At 74.5% G+C, this 16,831-nt stretch carries 18 protein-coding genes; 13 read left to right on the forward strand and 5 right to left on the reverse strand.

The window, feature by feature from the left end:
- Window positions 1–21 precede the first annotated feature (21 nt).
- The 13 genes from hemE to hemL all read left to right on the forward strand — a co-directional run bounded on the left by hemE (window position 22) and on the right by hemL (window position 12,445).
- Window positions 22–1,149, forward strand: coding sequence for a uroporphyrinogen decarboxylase (gene hemE, locus BFL37_RS11505; RefSeq protein WP_086515231.1), 1,128 nt, complete (start codon window positions 22–24; stop codon window positions 1,147–1,149).
- Window positions 1,142–2,581: a protoporphyrinogen oxidase gene (gene hemG, locus BFL37_RS11510; RefSeq protein ID WP_086515232.1), complete on the forward strand. Its 1,440-nt coding sequence runs from the start codon at window positions 1,142–1,144 to the stop codon at window positions 2,579–2,581. Before hemE ends, hemG begins: the two co-directional genes overlap by 8 nt.
- Before the next feature lie 127 nt (window positions 2,582–2,708).
- Window positions 2,709–3,050, forward strand: a complete 342-nt coding sequence (locus tag BFL37_RS11515) for a hypothetical protein (RefSeq protein WP_086515233.1) — start codon at window positions 2,709–2,711, stop codon at window positions 3,048–3,050.
- A gap of 32 nt (window positions 3,051–3,082) precedes the next feature.
- Window positions 3,083–3,499 (forward strand): phage holin family protein, encoded by a 417-nt coding sequence (locus BFL37_RS11520; RefSeq protein ID WP_086515234.1) that lies wholly within the window; start codon window positions 3,083–3,085, stop codon window positions 3,497–3,499.
- Window positions 3,489–3,764, forward strand: coding sequence for a DUF3618 domain-containing protein (locus BFL37_RS11525; RefSeq protein WP_086515235.1), 276 nt, complete (start codon window positions 3,489–3,491; stop codon window positions 3,762–3,764). Before BFL37_RS11520 ends, BFL37_RS11525 begins: the two co-directional genes overlap by 11 nt.
- Before the next feature lie 22 nt (window positions 3,765–3,786).
- A complete protein-coding gene (gene mptB / locus BFL37_RS11530; protein WP_086515236.1) occupies window positions 3,787–5,424 on the forward strand; it encodes a polyprenol phosphomannose-dependent alpha 1,6 mannosyltransferase MptB in 1,638 nt (545 codons plus the stop codon).
- Window positions 5,425–5,532: 108 nt separating this feature from the next.
- Window positions 5,533–6,096, forward strand: coding sequence for a TIGR03086 family metal-binding protein (locus BFL37_RS11535; protein WP_086515237.1), 564 nt, complete (start codon window positions 5,533–5,535; stop codon window positions 6,094–6,096).
- Window positions 6,097–6,165: 69 nt separating this feature from the next.
- Window positions 6,166–6,936: a hydrogen peroxide-dependent heme synthase gene (gene hemQ, locus BFL37_RS11540; RefSeq protein ID WP_241534018.1), complete on the forward strand. Its 771-nt coding sequence runs from the start codon at window positions 6,166–6,168 to the stop codon at window positions 6,934–6,936.
- A complete protein-coding gene (locus tag BFL37_RS11545; protein ID WP_086515238.1) occupies window positions 6,936–8,189 on the forward strand; it encodes a ferrochelatase in 1,254 nt (417 codons plus the stop codon). The genes hemQ and BFL37_RS11545 overlap by 1 nt, the downstream gene beginning before the upstream one ends.
- Window positions 8,186–9,172: a hydroxymethylbilane synthase gene (gene hemC / locus BFL37_RS11550; protein ID WP_086515239.1), complete on the forward strand. Its 987-nt coding sequence runs from the start codon at window positions 8,186–8,188 to the stop codon at window positions 9,170–9,172. The genes BFL37_RS11545 and hemC overlap by 4 nt, the downstream gene beginning before the upstream one ends.
- Window positions 9,169–10,008, forward strand: a complete 840-nt coding sequence (locus BFL37_RS11555) for a uroporphyrinogen-III synthase (RefSeq protein WP_086515240.1) — start codon at window positions 9,169–9,171, stop codon at window positions 10,006–10,008. The genes hemC and BFL37_RS11555 overlap by 4 nt, the downstream gene beginning before the upstream one ends.
- Window positions 10,005–10,985, forward strand: coding sequence for a porphobilinogen synthase (gene hemB / locus BFL37_RS11560; protein ID WP_086515241.1), 981 nt, complete (start codon window positions 10,005–10,007; stop codon window positions 10,983–10,985). Before BFL37_RS11555 ends, hemB begins: the two co-directional genes overlap by 4 nt.
- Before the next feature lie 92 nt (window positions 10,986–11,077).
- Window positions 11,078–12,445: a glutamate-1-semialdehyde 2,1-aminomutase gene (gene hemL / locus BFL37_RS11565; RefSeq protein ID WP_086515242.1), complete on the forward strand. Its 1,368-nt coding sequence runs from the start codon at window positions 11,078–11,080 to the stop codon at window positions 12,443–12,445.
- Between the two features lie 82 nt (window positions 12,446–12,527).
- Here hemL and BFL37_RS11570 read toward each other — a convergent pair whose 3' ends face one another.
- From BFL37_RS11570 to BFL37_RS11590, 5 genes are all read right to left on the reverse strand, one after another.
- Window positions 12,528–13,349, reverse strand: a complete 822-nt coding sequence (locus tag BFL37_RS11570) for a DNA/RNA non-specific endonuclease (protein ID WP_086515243.1) — start codon at window positions 13,347–13,349, stop codon at window positions 12,528–12,530.
- A 122-nt stretch (window positions 13,350–13,471) separates the two neighbouring features.
- Entirely contained in the window at window positions 13,472–14,131 is a 660-nt protein-coding gene (locus tag BFL37_RS11575) for a heme oxygenase (biliverdin-producing) (protein ID WP_086515244.1), read from the reverse strand.
- 79 nt (window positions 14,132–14,210) lie between these two features.
- Complete coding sequence (locus BFL37_RS11580; RefSeq protein WP_086515245.1) at window positions 14,211–14,603, reverse strand: DUF1304 domain-containing protein; 393 nt, start codon at window positions 14,601–14,603, stop codon at window positions 14,211–14,213.
- 101 nt (window positions 14,604–14,704) lie between these two features.
- On the reverse strand, window positions 14,705–15,730 hold the full coding sequence (locus BFL37_RS11585) for an MDR family oxidoreductase (RefSeq protein ID WP_086515246.1): 1,026 nt from the start codon (window positions 15,728–15,730) through the stop codon (window positions 14,705–14,707).
- A 56-nt stretch (window positions 15,731–15,786) separates the two neighbouring features.
- Window positions 15,787–16,812 carry a 6-phosphofructokinase gene (locus tag BFL37_RS11590; RefSeq protein ID WP_043585234.1) on the reverse strand — a complete coding sequence of 342 codons (1,026 nt, stop codon included), beginning with the start codon at window positions 16,810–16,812 and terminating at the stop codon, window positions 15,787–15,789.
- Between the last annotated feature and the right edge of the window lie 19 nt (window positions 16,813–16,831).

Here is a 16,831-nt window from a genome sequence, read left to right on the forward strand (position 1 = left end):
GGCGCGCAGGCGGGGGATGCGATGATCTTCCCCGTGATCACGCCCAGCTCCTCCGCCGCCTCCGCGCCCTCGTCCGCCGCCGTCCCGCTCCCCGCGGAGCACCCGCTCAACACGCGCACCGCGTCGTCCCTCCTCGTCGAGGCGTACCGCGGCCGTCGCGGCGAGCGCGCGCCGGTGTGGTTCATGCGCCAGGCCGGCCGGTCGCTCCCCGAGTACCGCGAGCTGCGCGTGGGCACGCGCATGCTCGACGCGTGCCTCGACCCGGAGATGGCCAGCGAGATCACGCTGCAGCCGGTGCGCCGCCACCACGTGGACGCGGGCATCTTCTTCAGCGACATCGTGATCCCGCTCAAGCTCGCGGGCGTCGGCGTCGACATCGTCGCGGGTCGCGGCCCGGTGCTCGAGAAGCCCGTGCGCACCGCGGCCGACGTCGCGGCGCTGCCGTCGCTGGATCCCGCCGCCCTCGAGCCCATCCGCCAGGCCGTCGCCCGCACGGTCGCCGAGCTGGGCGACACCCCGCTCATCGGCTTCGCGGGCGCCCCGTTCACGCTCGCCGCCTACCTGGTGGAGGGCGGGCCGAGCAAGGACCACATCGCGGCCCGCGGCCTCATGCACGCGGATCCCGACGCCTGGGACGCCCTCATGCGCTGGTGCGCCGAGATCACGGGCGTCTTCCTGCACGCGCAGGTCATGGCCGGCGCCTCCGCCGCGCAGCTCTTCGACTCGTGGGCCGGCGGCCTCTCGCTCGCCGACTACACGCAGCGCGTCGCCCCGGCGTCCGCCCTCGCGCTCGACCACGTGCGCACGATCACCGCCGCGGACGGCCGCACCGTCCCCCTCGTCCACTTCGGCGTCGGCACCGGCGAGCTCCTCGGCGCGATGCACGACGTGGGCGTCGACGCGGTCGGCGTCGACTGGCGCATCCCGCTCGACGAGGCGTCGCGCCGGCTCGGCGGATCCGTGCCCGTGCAGGGCAACGTCGACCCGGCGCTGCTCGCCGCGCCGTGGCCGATCCTGGAGGCGCACGTCCGCGACGTGCTCGAGCGCGGGAAGGCGGCGCCGGCCCACATCCTCAACCTCGGCCACGGCGTGCCGCCGGAGACCGACCCGACCGTGCTCACCCGCGTCGTGGACCTCGTCCGTGAGTAGCGACCCGCGGCAGGCAGCGGGCGAGGTCGACCCGACCGACGTCGTGGTGATCGGCGGCGGCGTGGGCGGCCTCATCGCCGCCCGGACGTGCGCCCTCGCCGGCAAGCGCGTGATCCTCGTGGAGGCGTCGCCCGCGCTCGGCGGCACCGTCGGATCCCACGTGGTCGACGGCCTCCGCCTCGACAGCGGCGCCGAGAGCTTCGCCACCCGTCGCGGCACCGTCGCCGCCTTCCTCGGGGAGCTCGGCCTCGCCGACCGCATCGTGCAGCCGAACCCGGACGGCGCGTGGGTGCAGCTCGCCGAGCGCGCCATCCAGCTGCCGCGCACGGGCCTGCTCGGGATCCCCGCGCACCCCTTCGACCCCACCATCGTCACCGCCATCGGGCGGGCGGGCGTCGCCCGCGCCAAGGCCGACCTCGTGCTCCCCGCCGCCGTCGGCGCGAAGGAGCGCACGCTCGGCGGCCTGGTGCGCGCCCGCATGGGCGACCGCGTCGTCGACCGCCTCGTCGCCCCCATCGTCTCCGGCGTGCACAGCGCCCACCCCGACGAGGTCGACGCCGACGCCGTCGCACCAGGGCTCCGCGCCGGCCTCGCCGAGCAGGGATCGCTGGGGCGGGCCGTCGCGTCCATGCGCGCGGCGTCGCCCGCGGGATCCGCCGTCAGCGGCGTCGTCGGCGGCGTGCACCTGCTCGTCGACGCGCTGGTCGCCGACCTCGCGCGCCTCGGCGTCGACGTCCGCACGTCGCTCGCCGTGGACTCCGTGCACCGGCACCGCTCCCACGAGGGCGCGGCCGCGTCCGACGACTGGCACGTCGAGCTCGCGGACGGCCGCGGCATCGACGCGGCCGGCGTGGTCGTCGCGATCCCGGCGGCCGGGCTCATCCACCTCTTCACGGGCCTCGCGCCCCGCGCCGTCACGGAGGGCTGGCCCGAGCCGTCGTCCGTCGAGCTGGTGACGCTCGTCGTCCGCGCGCCCGAGCTCGACGCCGCGCCCCGCGGCACGGGCGTGCTCGTCGCGGCCGACGCCCCGGGCATCCGCGCCAAGGCCCTCACGCACGCCACCGCCAAGTGGCCGTGGCTGAAGGACCTCGCGGGCGACCGCCACGTCCTCCGCCTCTCCTACGGGCGGGCCGGTGGTGACGACGACACCGCAGGGCTCCCCGACGACGAGCTCATGGGCGTCGCGGTGCGCGACGCGTCCGCGCTCCTCGGCGTCGACCTGGCCGGCCGCGTCACCGGATCCGCCCGCGTGCGCTGGACCAACGCGCTCCCGTTCGCCGCCTCCGGGCACCGCGAGCGCGTGCAGGCGGTGCGCGACGAGGCGGCCGAGCACCCGGGCCTCGAGATCACGGGATCCGCCGTCGCGGGCACCGGGCTCGCCTCCGTCGTGGCCGACGCCCGGGCCGCAGCGGCGCGCGTCCTGGCCCGCTGATGCGCCGCCGTCGCTCCGCCTGGCCGGGCACCGCCGGCCCCGCCGCCCCCGACCACGCGCGTGCGCCGGAGGGATACGCTGAACGGGCGTGTGCTGCACGTGCCCCCTCAACGATCGGAGATCTCCCATGAAAGGCAAGCTTCTCTTCGTCGCCGGAGCCGGTGTCGGCTACGTCCTCGGCGCCCGCGCCGGACGCAAGCGCTACGAGCAGATCCGCACGAACGCCAAGAAGGTCTGGGACGACCCGAAGGTCCAGCGCCAGGTCGACAACGCGGCCGGCTTCGTGAAGGACCACACCCCCGACGTCGCGCACGCGGTCGTCGGCGGCGCCAAGAAGGTCGTCGGCACGGTCACCGGCGGCAAGAAGGACTCCTCGAGCGGATCCGCTCCCTCGAGCGCGTCCAGCAGCTCGTACCCGACCATGGACCCCGCGTCGCCCGAGCCGAACGGCTCCGGCACCTCCCGCTGACCCGCAAGCCCATCCCCAGGAGGGAAACCCGCATGACGGATCAGGATCTCAATCCGAAGAGCAAGCGCTCGCTCGTCCGGCTCGTCGCCGACCTGCCGACGCTCATCGTCCAGCTGATCAAGGACGAGATCGAGTCGTTCAAGAACGAGCTCGTCTCCAAGCTCAAGCACGCGGGGATCGGTGCCGGCTTCCTCGTCGTGGCCCTGTTCTTCGCGTTCATCGCGTTCCTGGTGCTCGTCGCCGCCGCGATCCTCGGTCTCTCCGAGGCGTTCTCGCCGTGGCTGTCCGCGCTGATCGTCGCGGGCGTGTTCCTCCTCATCACGGTGGTGCTGGCGCTGCTCGGCATCCGCTGGCTCAAGAAGGGCGTCCCGCCGACGCCCGAGGAGACGGTCGACAGCCTCAAGGAGGACGTCGACGCGGTGAAGGGGACCGGCAAGTATGACCACTGACCGCCCCCGCCCCACGGGACCCCGCTCCCGTACCGAGCTGAAGCTCGACATCCAGCACACGCGCGAGGAGATCTCCGCGACGCTCGACGCGCTCGAGTCCAAGCTGAACGTCCGCCGCCGGGCGGAGGACGGCATCGCCGACCTCCGCCGCCGCATCCGCCGCACGGCCGACGAGGATCCGCTGCTCCTCGTGGCCGTCGGGGTGGGCGCGGTCGTGGTCGTCGGTGGCCTCGTCTGGGCCGTGGCCCGCGCCGCGCGTCGCTGACCCGGCCGTTCGAGCGTCCGTCGTGGCACAGGGGGAGCCCGCGCGTCCGGGCCGCCGAGAGGGACGTGATCCGGAGGCGCTCGGCGCCCACCCGCTGATGCTGCCGGGGCTCGTCGGGCTCGGCGGCTCGCTGCTGCTCCTCGTCGCCTCGTTCGTCGTCGGCCACGCCCCGGCCGAGTCGGGGCTCTCGCGCACGGCCGTCATCGGCGCCCTCCGGGTGTCGCCCCTCGCGACGAGCGTCGGGTCGCTCGCCGTCGTCGTGGGCGGCCTCCTGCTCACCTCCGGATGGCTCCTCCTCGGCGCGCTGCTGCCGCGCCTCGGCGCCTCGGGGCTGCGCGCCACCCTGCGGCTCGCGGTCCTCTGGACGGTGCCGCTCCTCTTCAGCGTGCCGCTGTTCAGCCGCGACATCTACTCGTACATCGCCCAGGGCCGCGTCCTCGGCGCCGGCCTCTCGCCGTACGAGCACGGGCCCGCCGTGCTGCCCGACTGGCGGAGCACGGGCGTGGATCCGCTGTGGGCGCACAACCCCGCGCCCTACGGCCCCCTGTTCCTCGCGATCGAGCGCGTCATCGGGGAGATCGACGAGGCCCTCGGCGTGGAGGTCGCGGTGCTCGCGGCGCGCGGGGTCGCCGTCGTGGGGGTCGTCCTGATGGTCGCATGCGGTCTCCGGATCGCCCGGCGCCGGCGCATCGACCCCGTGCGGACGGCGTGGTTCCTCGCCGCGAGCCCGCTCGTCCTCTTCAACTTCGTGGTGGCCGCCCACAACGACGCGCTCATGATGGGCCTGCTGGTCGCCGGCCTCCTCGCCGCCATCGACTCCCGCCCCGTGCTCGGCGTGCTGCTCGTGACGGGCGCCGTGGCGGTCAAGCCCATCGCGCTCCTCGCCCTGCCGATCGTCGCCATCGTGCACGCCGAGATGCGGGCGCGCCGCGTCGACGACCGGGCGCCGGAGGGCGTCGCCGTCGACGGATCCGCGGGCGGCGTCGTCGGCCTCCGCCCGCCCACGCGCGACCCGCGCGTCTGGGCGGCCTGGATCGCGTCCGGGATCGCCGCCATGGCCCTCCTCGCGCTCGGCGGCGAGCTGCTCGGCGTCGGCCTCGGCTGGATCTCCGCCCTCTCGAGCCCGGTCTCCGTCGTCTCGTGGTTCATGCCGTTCGGCGTGGCCGCGGGCGCGTTCGGCCCGCTGGTCGACGCGCTCGGCGGTCCGGGCGGGGCGGTCGAGGGCGGGATCAAGACCGCCGGCATCCTGCTCGGGTTCGCGGGCGCCGCGTGGTGCATCCTCACGAGGCGCACGCTCTCGGGGGAGGCGCGCCTGGCGCTCGCGTTCGCGTGCGTCGTCGCGATGTCGCCCGTCGTGTACCCCTGGTACGGCCTGTGGGTGCTCGTGATCCTCGCCGTCGTCGGCATCGCGGACGGCGCGGCCATGTCGCTGGCCGTCTCGGCGACGGTGTTCCTCATCGGCGTCAACCTCCTGGAGCCCATGGCCGTCGTCCACACCGTCGCCTCCGGCTGGCCGCGCCTGCTGGTGGTCGTGGTGGCGGTCGTCGGGATCCTCGGGGTGCTCGCGCCGGGGCTGCAGGGGCTCGCGGGCACGGATCCGTTCCGGGCCCTGCGGGCGCCGCGCCACCACTTCTCCGCCACCCGGCAGCCCCCGGCCTGACACGCGCCGCACCGCGACGTCGCTCCGCACCGTCGCGCGACGAGGGCTCGGGAATGCGCGCGACCGCCGCGGACGTTCCCCCGGGACACCACCGACGGGAGCTCGACCATGGACACCGACCTCGACTGGCACGACCTGATCCGTCGCGCCCACAGCGGCTTCGCCGACCGCCTCGGCGCGGTCACCGACTGGACGGCCCCGACGCCCGACGTCGAGTGGGACGTCCGCGAGCTCGTGGCGCACGTCGTCGAGGAGCAGCAGTGGGTGCCGCTCCTCCTCGCCGGCCACACCGCCGAGACCGGGAAGCCGCTCATCCGCGCGCTCGACGACGACCTCGTGGCCGAGTGGGGCCGTTACTCCCGCGAGGCGCTCCAGGCGTGGGAGGGCGTGGATCCCGAGCGGCCCGTCGTGCTGTCGACCGACCGCGTGCCCGCCCGCGAGTACCTGCGCGAGCAGCTGTCCGACGTCGTGATCCACGGCTGGGACCTCGCGCGCGCCACCGGTGCCGACGAGCGCATCGACGACGAGCTCGTGCGCGCCACGTGGACCGTGTTCGCCCCGCAGAAGGACACGCTCGAGGCAAGCGGCCTGTTCGCGTCGCCCGTGCCGGTCGCCGAGGACGCCCCGCTGCAGGTGCGGCTGCTCGCGCTGACGGGCCGCGACGCCCGGTAGCCCGGGAATGATCTGACGGGCCCCCGCCCGATGCGAGGGCGGGTCTCCACGAGACGTACCATGGGGATCATGAGCATCCCGGCTGCCGAGTCGGCGGCATCTCAGGTCCCCCCGATCGAGTCCCCCGGAGAGGCCCGTCCTGACGACGGGTCGACCCCCGAGGCATCCCCCAGCGGATACGCCCTCTGGGCCGTCCTCCGCCGCGATCCGCAGCGCCCCGACGACCTCGACGGCCGCGAGGTCCCCGGTGCCGTCGACGAGCTCGACGGCATCGTGGCCATCGTCGAGGCGGAGGGCGTCACCGTCCGCGGCTTCTACGACGTCTCCGGCATGCGCGCCGACGCCGACCTCATGGTCTGGATCCACGGCCCCCAGATGGAGACCCTGCAGTGGGCCTTCCGCGAGATCCGCCGCGCGCGCCTCGTCCGCGCGCTCATCCCGTCGTGGAGCGCCGCCGGCGTCCACCGCGACGCCGAGTTCAACCGGGCCCACGTCCCCGGCTTCCTCCGGGGCGAGGAGCCGCGCGACTGGCTCTGCGTCTACCCCTTCGTCCGCTCCTACGAGTGGTACCTGCTGCCTCCCGAGGAGCGCGGGCGCATGCTCGCCCAGCACGGCCGCCAGGGCGCGGCCTTCCGCAGCGTCATCGCCAACACGGTCTCGTCGTTCGGCCTCGGCGACTACGAGTGGATCCTCCCGCTCGAGTCGAACGAGCTCGTCGACCTGGTCGACATGATGCGCGACCTGCGCAACACCGACGCGCGCCGTCACGTGCGCGAGGAGGTCCCGTTCTACACGGGCCGCCGCATCACCACCGCCGAGCTCGTGGAGGTCCTCCAGTAATGGCCGCAGTCAACCTGGGTCGCAAGCCCGCCCCCGCCACCGACGCCCCCCGCGCGCCCGGCGCCCTCGTCTCCGCCGCGAGCGAGGCCGCGAAGATGGGCCCGGCGCACGTCGAGGAGCCCGTCGCGTACGACGCGATCCTGCTGGCCTCGTTCGGCGGCCCCGAGGGTCAGGACGACGTCATCCCGTTCCTCCGCAACGTCACCGCGGGCCGGGGGATCCCGGAGGAGCGCCTCGAGGAGGTCGCCCACCACTACCGCGCGTTCGGCGGCATCAGCCCCATCAACGAGCAGAACCGCGAGCTGAAGGCCGCCCTCGAGGCGCGCCTCGCCGAGCGCGGCATCGACCTGCCCGTGCTGTGGGGCAACCGCAACTGGGGCCCGTACCTAAACGACGCGCTGCGCGAGGCCGAGGAGAAGGGCTACCGCCAGCTCATCGCCGTCGCCACGAGCGCGTACAGCTCGTACTCCTCCTGCCGCCAGTACCGCGAGGACTTCGCGGACGCGCTCGAGGACACGCAGCTGCAGGGCGTCGTCCGCATCGACAAGGTGCGCCAGTTCTTCGACCACCCGGGCTTCGTCACGCCGTTCATCGAGGGCACGCGCGACGGGATCCGCGACGTCGTCGCCCACTTCGAGGCCGAGGGCGGCGAGCCCGTCGACCTGTCGAAGGACGTCGAGATCCTCTTCTCCACGCACTCCATCCCGTCGTCGGACGCCTCGAAGTCCGGCCCGGCCGAGCGCGGCTTCGACGAGGACGGCGCCTACGCCGCGCAGCACCTCGCCGTCGCCGAGGTCGTGATGCACGAGGTGAAGCGGGAGCTCGGCATCGACCAGGACGTCCCGTGGCAGCTCGTCTACCAGTCGCGCTCCGGCCCGCCCTCGATGCCGTGGCTCGAGCCCGACGTGAACGACGCCATCGGCGAGCTGCCCGCGCAGGGCCGCCGCGCCGTCGTGATCGTGCCCCTCGGCTTCGTGAGCGACCACATGGAGGTCAAGTGGGACCTCGACAACGAGGCCACCGAGTCCGCCCAGGAGAACGGCCTCTACTCGGTGCGCGTGCCCACCCCGGGCGTGCACGCCGCGTACGTCGACGGCCTCATCGACCTCGTGCTGGAGCGCCGTGACGGCATGAAGGCGGCCGACCGCCCCCACATGACCGACCTCGGACCCTGGTACGACGTGTGCCGTCCGGGCTGCTGCGAGAACGTGCGGCTGGGCTTCAAGCCCGCCGTCTCCGGGCTGGCACCGTGACGGACGGTCCCACGACGTCGGCTCCGACGACGACGCTCCGCATCGGGACCCGGGGGAGCGCTCTCGCCCTGGCCCAGACGCGGGCGATCGCCGCGGAGATCACCGACGCGTCGGGACTCGAGGTCGAGCTCGTGCCCGTGACCACGCACGGCGACACGTCGCGCGAGTCGCTGTCGAGCCTCGGCGGCACGGGCGTGTTCGCGAGCGCGCTCCGGGAGTCGCTCCTCCGCGGCGAGTGCGACCTCGTGGTCCACTCGCTCAAGGACCTGCCGACCGCGCCGTACGCCGGCCTCACCGTGGCGTCCGTGCCGGTCCGCGAGGATCCGCGCGACGTGCTCTGCGCGCGCGACGGCCTCACGCTGGCGACCCTGCCCCGGGGCGCCCGCATCGGCACCGGATCCCCGCGCCGCCGCGCGCAGATCCTCGCCGAGCGCCCCGACCTCGAGGTGGTCGACATCCGCGGCAACATCGACACCCGCCTCTCCCGCGTGACCGCGGGCGACCTCGACGCCGTCGTCCTCGCGGCCGCCGGCCTCGAGCGCATCGGCCGGATCGACGCGGCCACCGAGCACCTCGACCTCGACCGCTGGCCCACCGCCCCCGGGCAGGGCGCGCTCGCGCTCGAGATCCGCGCGGAGGACGCCGAGACGCACTCGGTGGTCGGTCGCGCCGTCGAGGCCGTCGACGACCCCTTCACCCACGCCGCGGTGCTCGCGGAGCGCGGCGTGCTCGCCGCCCTCGAGGCCGGCTGCGCGGCGCCCATCGGCGCCTGGGCCACCGTCACGAGCGCCCGCCTCGCCCTCACCGCCGTGGTCTACCGACCCGACGGCACGCAGCGCATGGCCGCGAGCCACGAGCTCGACACAGCGGGGCTCGACCTCGCGCAGCTGGGCGCTTCCGCCTCCGCGCTCTCGGGGCCCGTGTCCCGCGAGCTCCTCGACGCCGGAGCGGCCGATCTCGCGCCGCTGGGAGGGACCCGATGACCTCGACAGACCAGAAGCCCCTGAAGGGCTGGCGCGTCCTCGTGCCCCGCGGCGGCCCATGGGGCGACGGGGTCGCCTACGACCTCCGCGCGCAGGGCGCCACGCCCGTCGTCGCGCCCATGATCAACTTCGCGGCCACGCAGGACGGGCAGGCGCTCGAGTCGGCCCTCGCCGACCTCGCCGCCGGATCCTTCGACTGGCTCACCGTCACGAGCGCGACCACGGTCGACGTGCTCTCGTCGCACCGCGCGGTCGTGCCCGAGGGCACGCGCATCGCCGCCGTCGGGGAGACCACCGCCGCCGCGCTCGTCGCCGCCGGCTACACCGTCGACTTCGTCCCGTCCATCGACTCGTCGGCCACGGCGCTCCTCGAGGAGTGGACCGAGATGGCCGCCGGGTCCCCGCGCCGCCGCGTGCTCACCCTCCGCTCCGAGATCGCGAAGCCCACGCTCACCGACGGCCTCATCGCGCGCGGGCACGACGTCCGCTCGGTCGTCGCGTACCGCACCGTGGGCGTGCCCGTCAGCGACCGGATCCGCGAGGACGTCGCCTCCGGCCGCGTCCGCGCGATCCTCGTCACCTCGGGCAGCGTCGCCGAGCAGGTGCACCAGCAGCTGGGCGAGGTGCCCGACGGGGTGCTCATCGCCTGCATCGGGCCGCGCACCGCGAAGGACGCCCGCCGCTCGGGCGTGCGCGTGGACGTCGTCGCGTCGGAGCGGTCCGCGGCGTCGCTCATCCAGTCCCTGGTCGAGATCGCCCGCCACGAGGAGCCGCGACCCGACACCGCGGGGAGCCCCGCCCTCGCCGACCTGCTCGATCGGAGCTCCACCGAATGACCTCCCCCTACTACCGCCCGCGCCGCCTCCGGACCTCCCCGGCCATGCGCCGGCTCACGGCCGAGACGCGCCTGCACGCCGCCGACCTCGTGCTCCCGATGTTCGTGCGCGAGGGCCTCACGGAGGCGTCGCCCATCACGTCGATGCCGGGCGTCTCCCAGCACTCGCTCGACAGCCTGCGGCGCGCGCTCGTCGAGGCCGCGGAGGCCGGCATCGGCGGCGTGATGCTGTTCGGCGTGCCCTCCGTGCGCGACGCCGAGGGCTCCGGCGCGAGCGACCCCGACGGGATCCTCAACGTCGCCACGCGCGTGGCCGTCGAGGAGGTCGGCGACGCGCTCGTCGTGCAGACCGACCTGTGCCTCGACGAGTTCACCGACCACGGGCACTGCGGCGTGCTCGACGCGGACGGCGTGGTCGACAACGACCGCACGCTCGACCGCTACCGCGCGATGGGCCTCGCCCAGGCGGAGGCGGGATCCCACCTGCTCGGCCTCAGCGGCATGATGGACGGCCAGGTCGGCGCCGTGCGCGAGGCCCTCGACGACGCCGGTCACCATGACGTCGCGATCCTCGCCTACGCGGCCAAGTACGCGTCCGCCTTCTACGGCCCCTTCCGCGAGGCCGTCGACTCCCAGCTCGTCGGCGACCGCCGCACCTACCAGATGGACAACGGCAACCGCCGCGAGGCCCTGCGCGAGGTGGAGCTCGACATCGAGGAGGGCGCCGACGTCGTCATGGTGAAGCCCGCCATGAGCTACCTCGACATCCTCGCCGACGTCGCCGCCACGAGCAGCGTGCCGGTGTGGGCGTACCAGATCTCCGGCGAGTACGCGATGCTCGAGGCCGCCGCGCAGAACGGCTGGATCGACCGCGAGCGCGCCATCGAGGAGAGCGTCCTCGGCATCAAGCGGGCCGGCGCCGACGCGATCCTCACCTACTGGGCCGTCGAGCTGGCCGAGCGCCTCGCCCGGCGCTGAGCCAGCCCCCGCACACCTCTCCCGGCGCGGATCCGCCACCGGATCCGCCGCCCGAACCGAGCGCGACACCGCCGCGCACCGAAGGACTCACCGTGACCCACTCCCAGGACCTCTTCGACCGCGCACGCGACGTCATCCCCGGTGGCGTGAACTCGCCCGTCCGGGCCTTCGGCTCCGTCGGCGGCACGCCCCGCATGATGGTGAAGGCCTCCGGGCCCTACGTCGTCGACGCCGACGGCGTGGAGTACGTCGACCTCGTCAACTCGTGGGGCCCCGCGATCCTCGGCCACGCCCGCCCCGAGGTCGTGCGGGCCGTGCAGGACGCCGCCGCCCTCGGCCTCGGCTTCGGCGCGACCACGCCCGCGGAGACGGAGCTCGCCGAGCTCGTCACCGAGCGCGTGCGCGTCGCGGGCGTCGACGGATCCCCGGACCGTCGCCCCATCGAGAAGCTGCGCCTCGTGTCCACCGGCACCGAGGCCACCATGACGGCGATCCGCCTCGCCCGCGGCTTCACCGGCCGCGACCTGCTCGTGAAGTTCGCCGGCCACTACCACGGCCACTCCGACAGCCTCCTCGCCGAGGCCGGCTCGGGCGTCGCGACGCTCGCCCTGCCCGGCTCCGCGGGGATCCCCGAGGCCATCGCCGCGCAGACCATCGTGGTGCCCTACAACGACCTCGGCGCCGTGCGCGAGGTCCTCGCCGAGCACGGTCCGCGCATCGCGGCCGTGATCACGGAGGCCGCCGCCGCGAACATGGGCGTCGTGCCGCCGCTCCCCGGCTTCACCGCGGAGCTCGCGCGCCTCACCCACGACAACGGATCCCTCCTCATCTCCGACGAGGTGCTCACCGGCTTCCGCGTGCACCCGGCCGGCTACTGGGGCCTCGACAACGCAGGCCTCGCCGCCGACCACCCCGACGCGTGGACGCCTGACCTCGTCACCTACGGCAAGGTCATCGGCGGCGGCCTCCCCGTCGCCGCGCTCGGCGGCCGGGCCGACGTGATGGACCACCTCGCGCCCCTCGGCCCCGTCTACCAGGCGGGCACGCTCTCCGGGAACCCGGTGGCGGTCGCCGCGGGCCTCACGACGCTCCGCCTCGCCGACGCCGACGTGTACCGCGCGCTCGACATCGCGGCCGACATCCTCATCTACGCCGTGGAGCTCGCCTTCGACCGCGCCGGCCTCGCCTACTCGGTGCAGCGCGCGGGGAGCCTCTTCAGCTTCACGTTCGGCACGCCGCCCGAGCACGGGATCACCGACTACGCCACCGTGCAGGCGCAGGAGACGTGGCGCTACCCCGCGTTCTTCCACTCCATGCTCGATCAGGGTGTGAGCCTGCCGCCGTCGGTCTTCGAGGCGTGGTTCGTCTCGGCCGCGATGGACGAGGCCTCGCTCGACCGCGTGATCCGCGCGCTCCCCGCCGCCGCCCGCGCGGCCGCCGCGGCCACTCCGCCGGCCTAGCCCGACCCCGCGCACGACGGGAGGCCCGGCCGAGCGGCCGGGACTCCCGTCGTGTCGGCGGGCGTCCGCCGTCGCGCCTGCGTCAGAGCGTGATCGCCGCGAACCGCTCCAGCTCGACCCAGCCGTCGCGGCCGTCCGCGGGCGTGCCCGGTCGGGCCGTCGCGGGCACGCCGAGGCGGTCGGCCGCCGCGAGCTGCGCCACGTCGTAGCCGGTGAGCGCGCCGATCTCCGCGACCGCCACCTGGTAGGTGCGGTACGGCCCGAGCTCCGGCGCGTCCGCGGTGGCCGGCCGCCGGTCGAGGTCGCCGAGCTCCGGCGCCTGGTCGAGCAGGTAGGCGGTGGCGGCGAGCTCGTCGCCCGAGGCCCAGGCCGCGATCTTCCAGAACATCAGCGGGATCCGCACGCCGCGGTACACGGGGTCGTCGTCGGAGAAGACGGGTCCGGTGAAGACGGTCATGAGCCGGTCGCCGAGGTCGGCGTTGCCGAGCACGTAGTCCTCGAGGCCGAGCCACAGCTCCTTCGACTGGTTGAAGTCCGCGGCCTGCGGCGCCGCGTTCGTGTAGACGAAGGTGTCCGCGCTCGCGCGCGCCGCCTCCGCGATGTCGCCCCACACCGGATCCCGCCGCCGCACCAGGTGCCCGCGGTCGATGTCGTTGCGCGCGTACAGCTCCGGGCCGCACTGCTGGTCCTCCGGGAGCCGCGGATCCAGGTGCCAGTCGTCGGTGCGCTCCACGTCGACGAGGCGCGCGCCGTCGATGTTCACGGCCGTGAGCGCGGCGAGCCGGCGATCCGTGTCCATGAGCACCGTGAAGTGCAGGTAGTCGAGCCGCACGGGCCGCGCGTCGGCCGGGGCCTCGGGCAGCGGGAGCGGGATGGGCAGGAAGTCGAGGTCGTAGCCGTCCATGACCGGAGCCTATTCCCGGCCCCGGACGCCCGACCGGGCCGCCGGGTGGACGCCCAGGGGACGACGGCCGACCAGCCGGGGCGGGCGCGCGTGCGGAGGGACGGGCCCGCGGCGGGCGGGGATCAGGCCCGGCGCAGGGGAGCGGTGGCGCGTCCGCGCGCGAGCTCCGCGAACACGTCGGTGGTGAGCCGGTACGCGTTCTCGACCTCCGCGACGACACGGGCGCGCTCGTCGTCGTCCCACGGGACCTGGTCGAGCGCCTCGCGGTAGGTGCTGCAGAACCGGCGGGGCTCCGCGATCTCCGCGAAGAGGTACAGGCCGACGCCGTTCGTGTCGAAGCCGAACTGGCGCTGCAGGAGCGAGCGGAGGAGCCGGCCGCCGGAGAGGTCGCCGAGGTAGCGCGTGTAGTGGTGCGCGATGAAGCCGCCGACCCAGACGGACGCGACCTGCTCGATCCGCTCGACGTACGCCGCGGTGCTGGCGAGCGGCCGCACCACATCGCGCCAGTCCGGCCCGACGAGGAAGTCGAGGTCGGCCTCGATCGCGGGGAGGCGCGTGAGGCGGGGGCTGATGAAGCGCGCGGCCACGGGATTCGCCGCCATGCGCCCGGTCGCCGCCTCGATGGCGCGGTAGACGAAGTAGTGCTGGGCGACGAGGGCGACGTAGTCGTCGCGGCAGCCGCGGCCGGTGACCAGCGCCGTCATGAACTCGTCCGCGTCCTGCGCCTCGGCGCGCGGTCGTGCGCGGTCGCGGAGGGCCTCGGTGAGGGAGACGACGGTCATGATGTAGGTGAGCCTAACCTCATCCGCTGCCCCTGCGGAAGAGCGCGACAACCGGGCCGGGTGAGCGGCCGGCGGGATCTCAGGAGGCCGCGGCGAAGAAGACGAGGCCTAGCAGTGGCGGCACGCCCTGGATGAGCGCGGGGACGAGGTACTTCTTGCCGGTGCTCGCGATGATGATCGACGCCAGCACCATGCACGCGGTCGTGAACAGCACGAGCGTGAGGCCGGCGGGGACGTTGCCGACGAAGTAGAGGATCAGCCCGAGCCCGGCGCCCAGCGCGAGGAAGAGGTTGTAGAAGCCCTGGTTGTAGGCCCACGGCTTGATGACGAGCGCCTTCTCCTGATCGGCGACGCCGAAGCGCTTCCAGGCGAACGGCTTCTCGAACCAGACGCTCTCGAGGAGGAAGAAGAACACGTGAAGCAGGGCCGCGAGCCCGACGAAGATGGTGCCGGTGGCGGCGACTGCGGTCATGATCCCTCACTCCGGCGGCATCGTGCCGCATCGCGCCCAGGGTAGCGCGGGCGGACGCCGCGGCGGCGCCCGGTCGGGCCCGGCGGGCGCGTGCCGTGGGGTCAGGCGCGGACGTCCACCACGACGCGTCCGCTCGAGGCGCCCGCGAGGATCCGCTCGCCCGCGGCGATGGCGCCGTCCAGCGGGACGGTCGTCGTGATGGAGTCGAGGAGGGCGGGGTCGAGGTCGGTCGCGAGCCGGCTCCACGCCGCGCGGCGGAGCGCGGGCGGCGCCTCGACAGAGTTGATGCCCGCGAGCGTGACGGCGCGGAGGATGAAGGGGAGGACGGTGCCCGGCAGGTCCGGGCCCTGCGCGAGTCCCGCCGCCGTGACGACGCCGCCCCATCGGGTCTGCGCGAGGACGTTCACGAGCGTCGCGCTGCCGACGCTGTCGACGGCCCCGGCCCAGCGGATCCGCTGCAGCGGCTTCCCCGCGTCGCCGAGCTCGGAGCGGTCGATCACGTCCGCGGCGCCGAGCGCGCGCAGCCGGTCGCCGAGCTCGTCGACTCGGCCGGTGCTGGCGACCACGCGGTGGCCGAGGCGCGCGAGGAGCGCGACCGCGACGGATCCGACCCCGCCGCCCGCGCCCGTGACGAGCACGTCGCCGGATCCGGGCTCCACGCCGCCGCGCTCCAGCGCGAGCACCGAGAGCATGGCCGTGAACCCGGCCGTGCCGATCGCGGCGGCGCGCGACGCGGACATGCCCGCGGGCACGCGCACCAGCGCCTCAGCCGGGACGCGGACTCGCTCGGCCAGCCCGCCGTCGCGGCTCTCGCCCAGGCCGGCGCCGTTCAGGACGACGAGGTCGCCGGGGGAGAAGGCGTCGGATCCGCTCGCCTGGACCGTGCCGACCGCGTCGATGCCCGCCACGAGCGGGCTCGTGCGCGCGATGCCGGGCCGGCCGCCGAGGAGCATGCCGTCCTTGTAGTTGACGCTGGAGAAGAGGACGTCGAGCGCGACCTCGCCGTCGCCGGGCCCGTCGGCACCGCCCGTCGCCTGCTCGTCGGGGAGGTCGCGCAACGCGACCCCGATGCCCTTCGTGCCGTCGTCGGCGACGGTCTGCTCAGCTACGAGCGCGCGGTACGTCATGCCGTCACGCTACGCCCGGGCGCGGCGGCGCCGCGAGCGACGGCGTCGGACCCGGATCAGCCGAAGAGGATCGCGGCCTCGTCGTAGCGGTGCTGCGGCACGGTCTTCAGGCGGCCGAGCGCCTCCTCGAAGCCCACGTGCACGATGTCGGTGCCGCGCAGCGCGACCATGCGGCCCCAGTGGCCGTCGCGCACGCTGTCGACCGCGGCGAGGCCGAGGCGGGTCGCGAGGACGCGGTCGTAGGACGACGGGGTCCCGCCGCGCTGGATGTGGCCGAGGGTCGTGGCGCGGGTCTCGATGCCGGTGCGCTCCTCGATGATCGGGGCGAGCTGCTCGCCGATCCCGCCGAGGCGCGGGCGCCCGAAGGCGTCGAGGCCGCGCTCGCCGTGCGCGTCCGACGCGTGCTCGGGCACGAAGCCCTCCGCGACGACCACCAGCGGCGCGCGCCCGCGGTCGTACGCGGAGCGGACCCACGCGATGATCTCGTCCATGGACGTCTTCTGCTCGGGGATGAGGATCGCGTGCGCGCCGGCGGCCATGCCGGAGTGCAGCGCGATCCAGCCGACGTGGCGGCCCATGACCTCGGCCACCATGCAGCGGCTGTGCGAGTCGCCCGTGGTGCGGAGGCGGTCCATGGCGTCGGTCGCGATCTGCACCGCGGTGTCGAAGCCGAACGTGTAGTCGGTGGCGTCGAGGTCGTTGTCGACGGTCTTGGGGACGCCGACGATCTTGAGGCCCGCGTCCGTGAGGCGCTTCGCGGCCGCGAGCGTGCCCTCGCCGCCGATGGCGAGGATCGCGTCGATGCCGAGGCGGTCGAGGTTCTCCTGGATCCGCTCCACGCCGCCGTCGCCCTCGAACGGGTTGGTGCGGCTGGTGCCGAGGATCGTGCCGCCCTGCTTGCCGATGCCCTGGATGTCGCGGCGCGCGAGCGGCATGACGTCGCCGTCGACGACGCCCCGCCAGCCGTCGCGGAAGCCCACGAACTCCTGCTTGTGGATGGTCGTTCCCTTGAGCACCGCCCCGCGGATCACCGCGTTGAGTCCGGGGCAGTCTCCGCCTGAGGTGAGGATTCCGATGCGCACACGTCCATCATGGGGCACG

The organism is Clavibacter michiganensis, assembly GCF_002151125.1.
GTDB classification, from domain to species: domain Bacteria; phylum Actinomycetota; class Actinomycetes; order Actinomycetales; family Microbacteriaceae; genus Clavibacter; species Clavibacter michiganensis_C.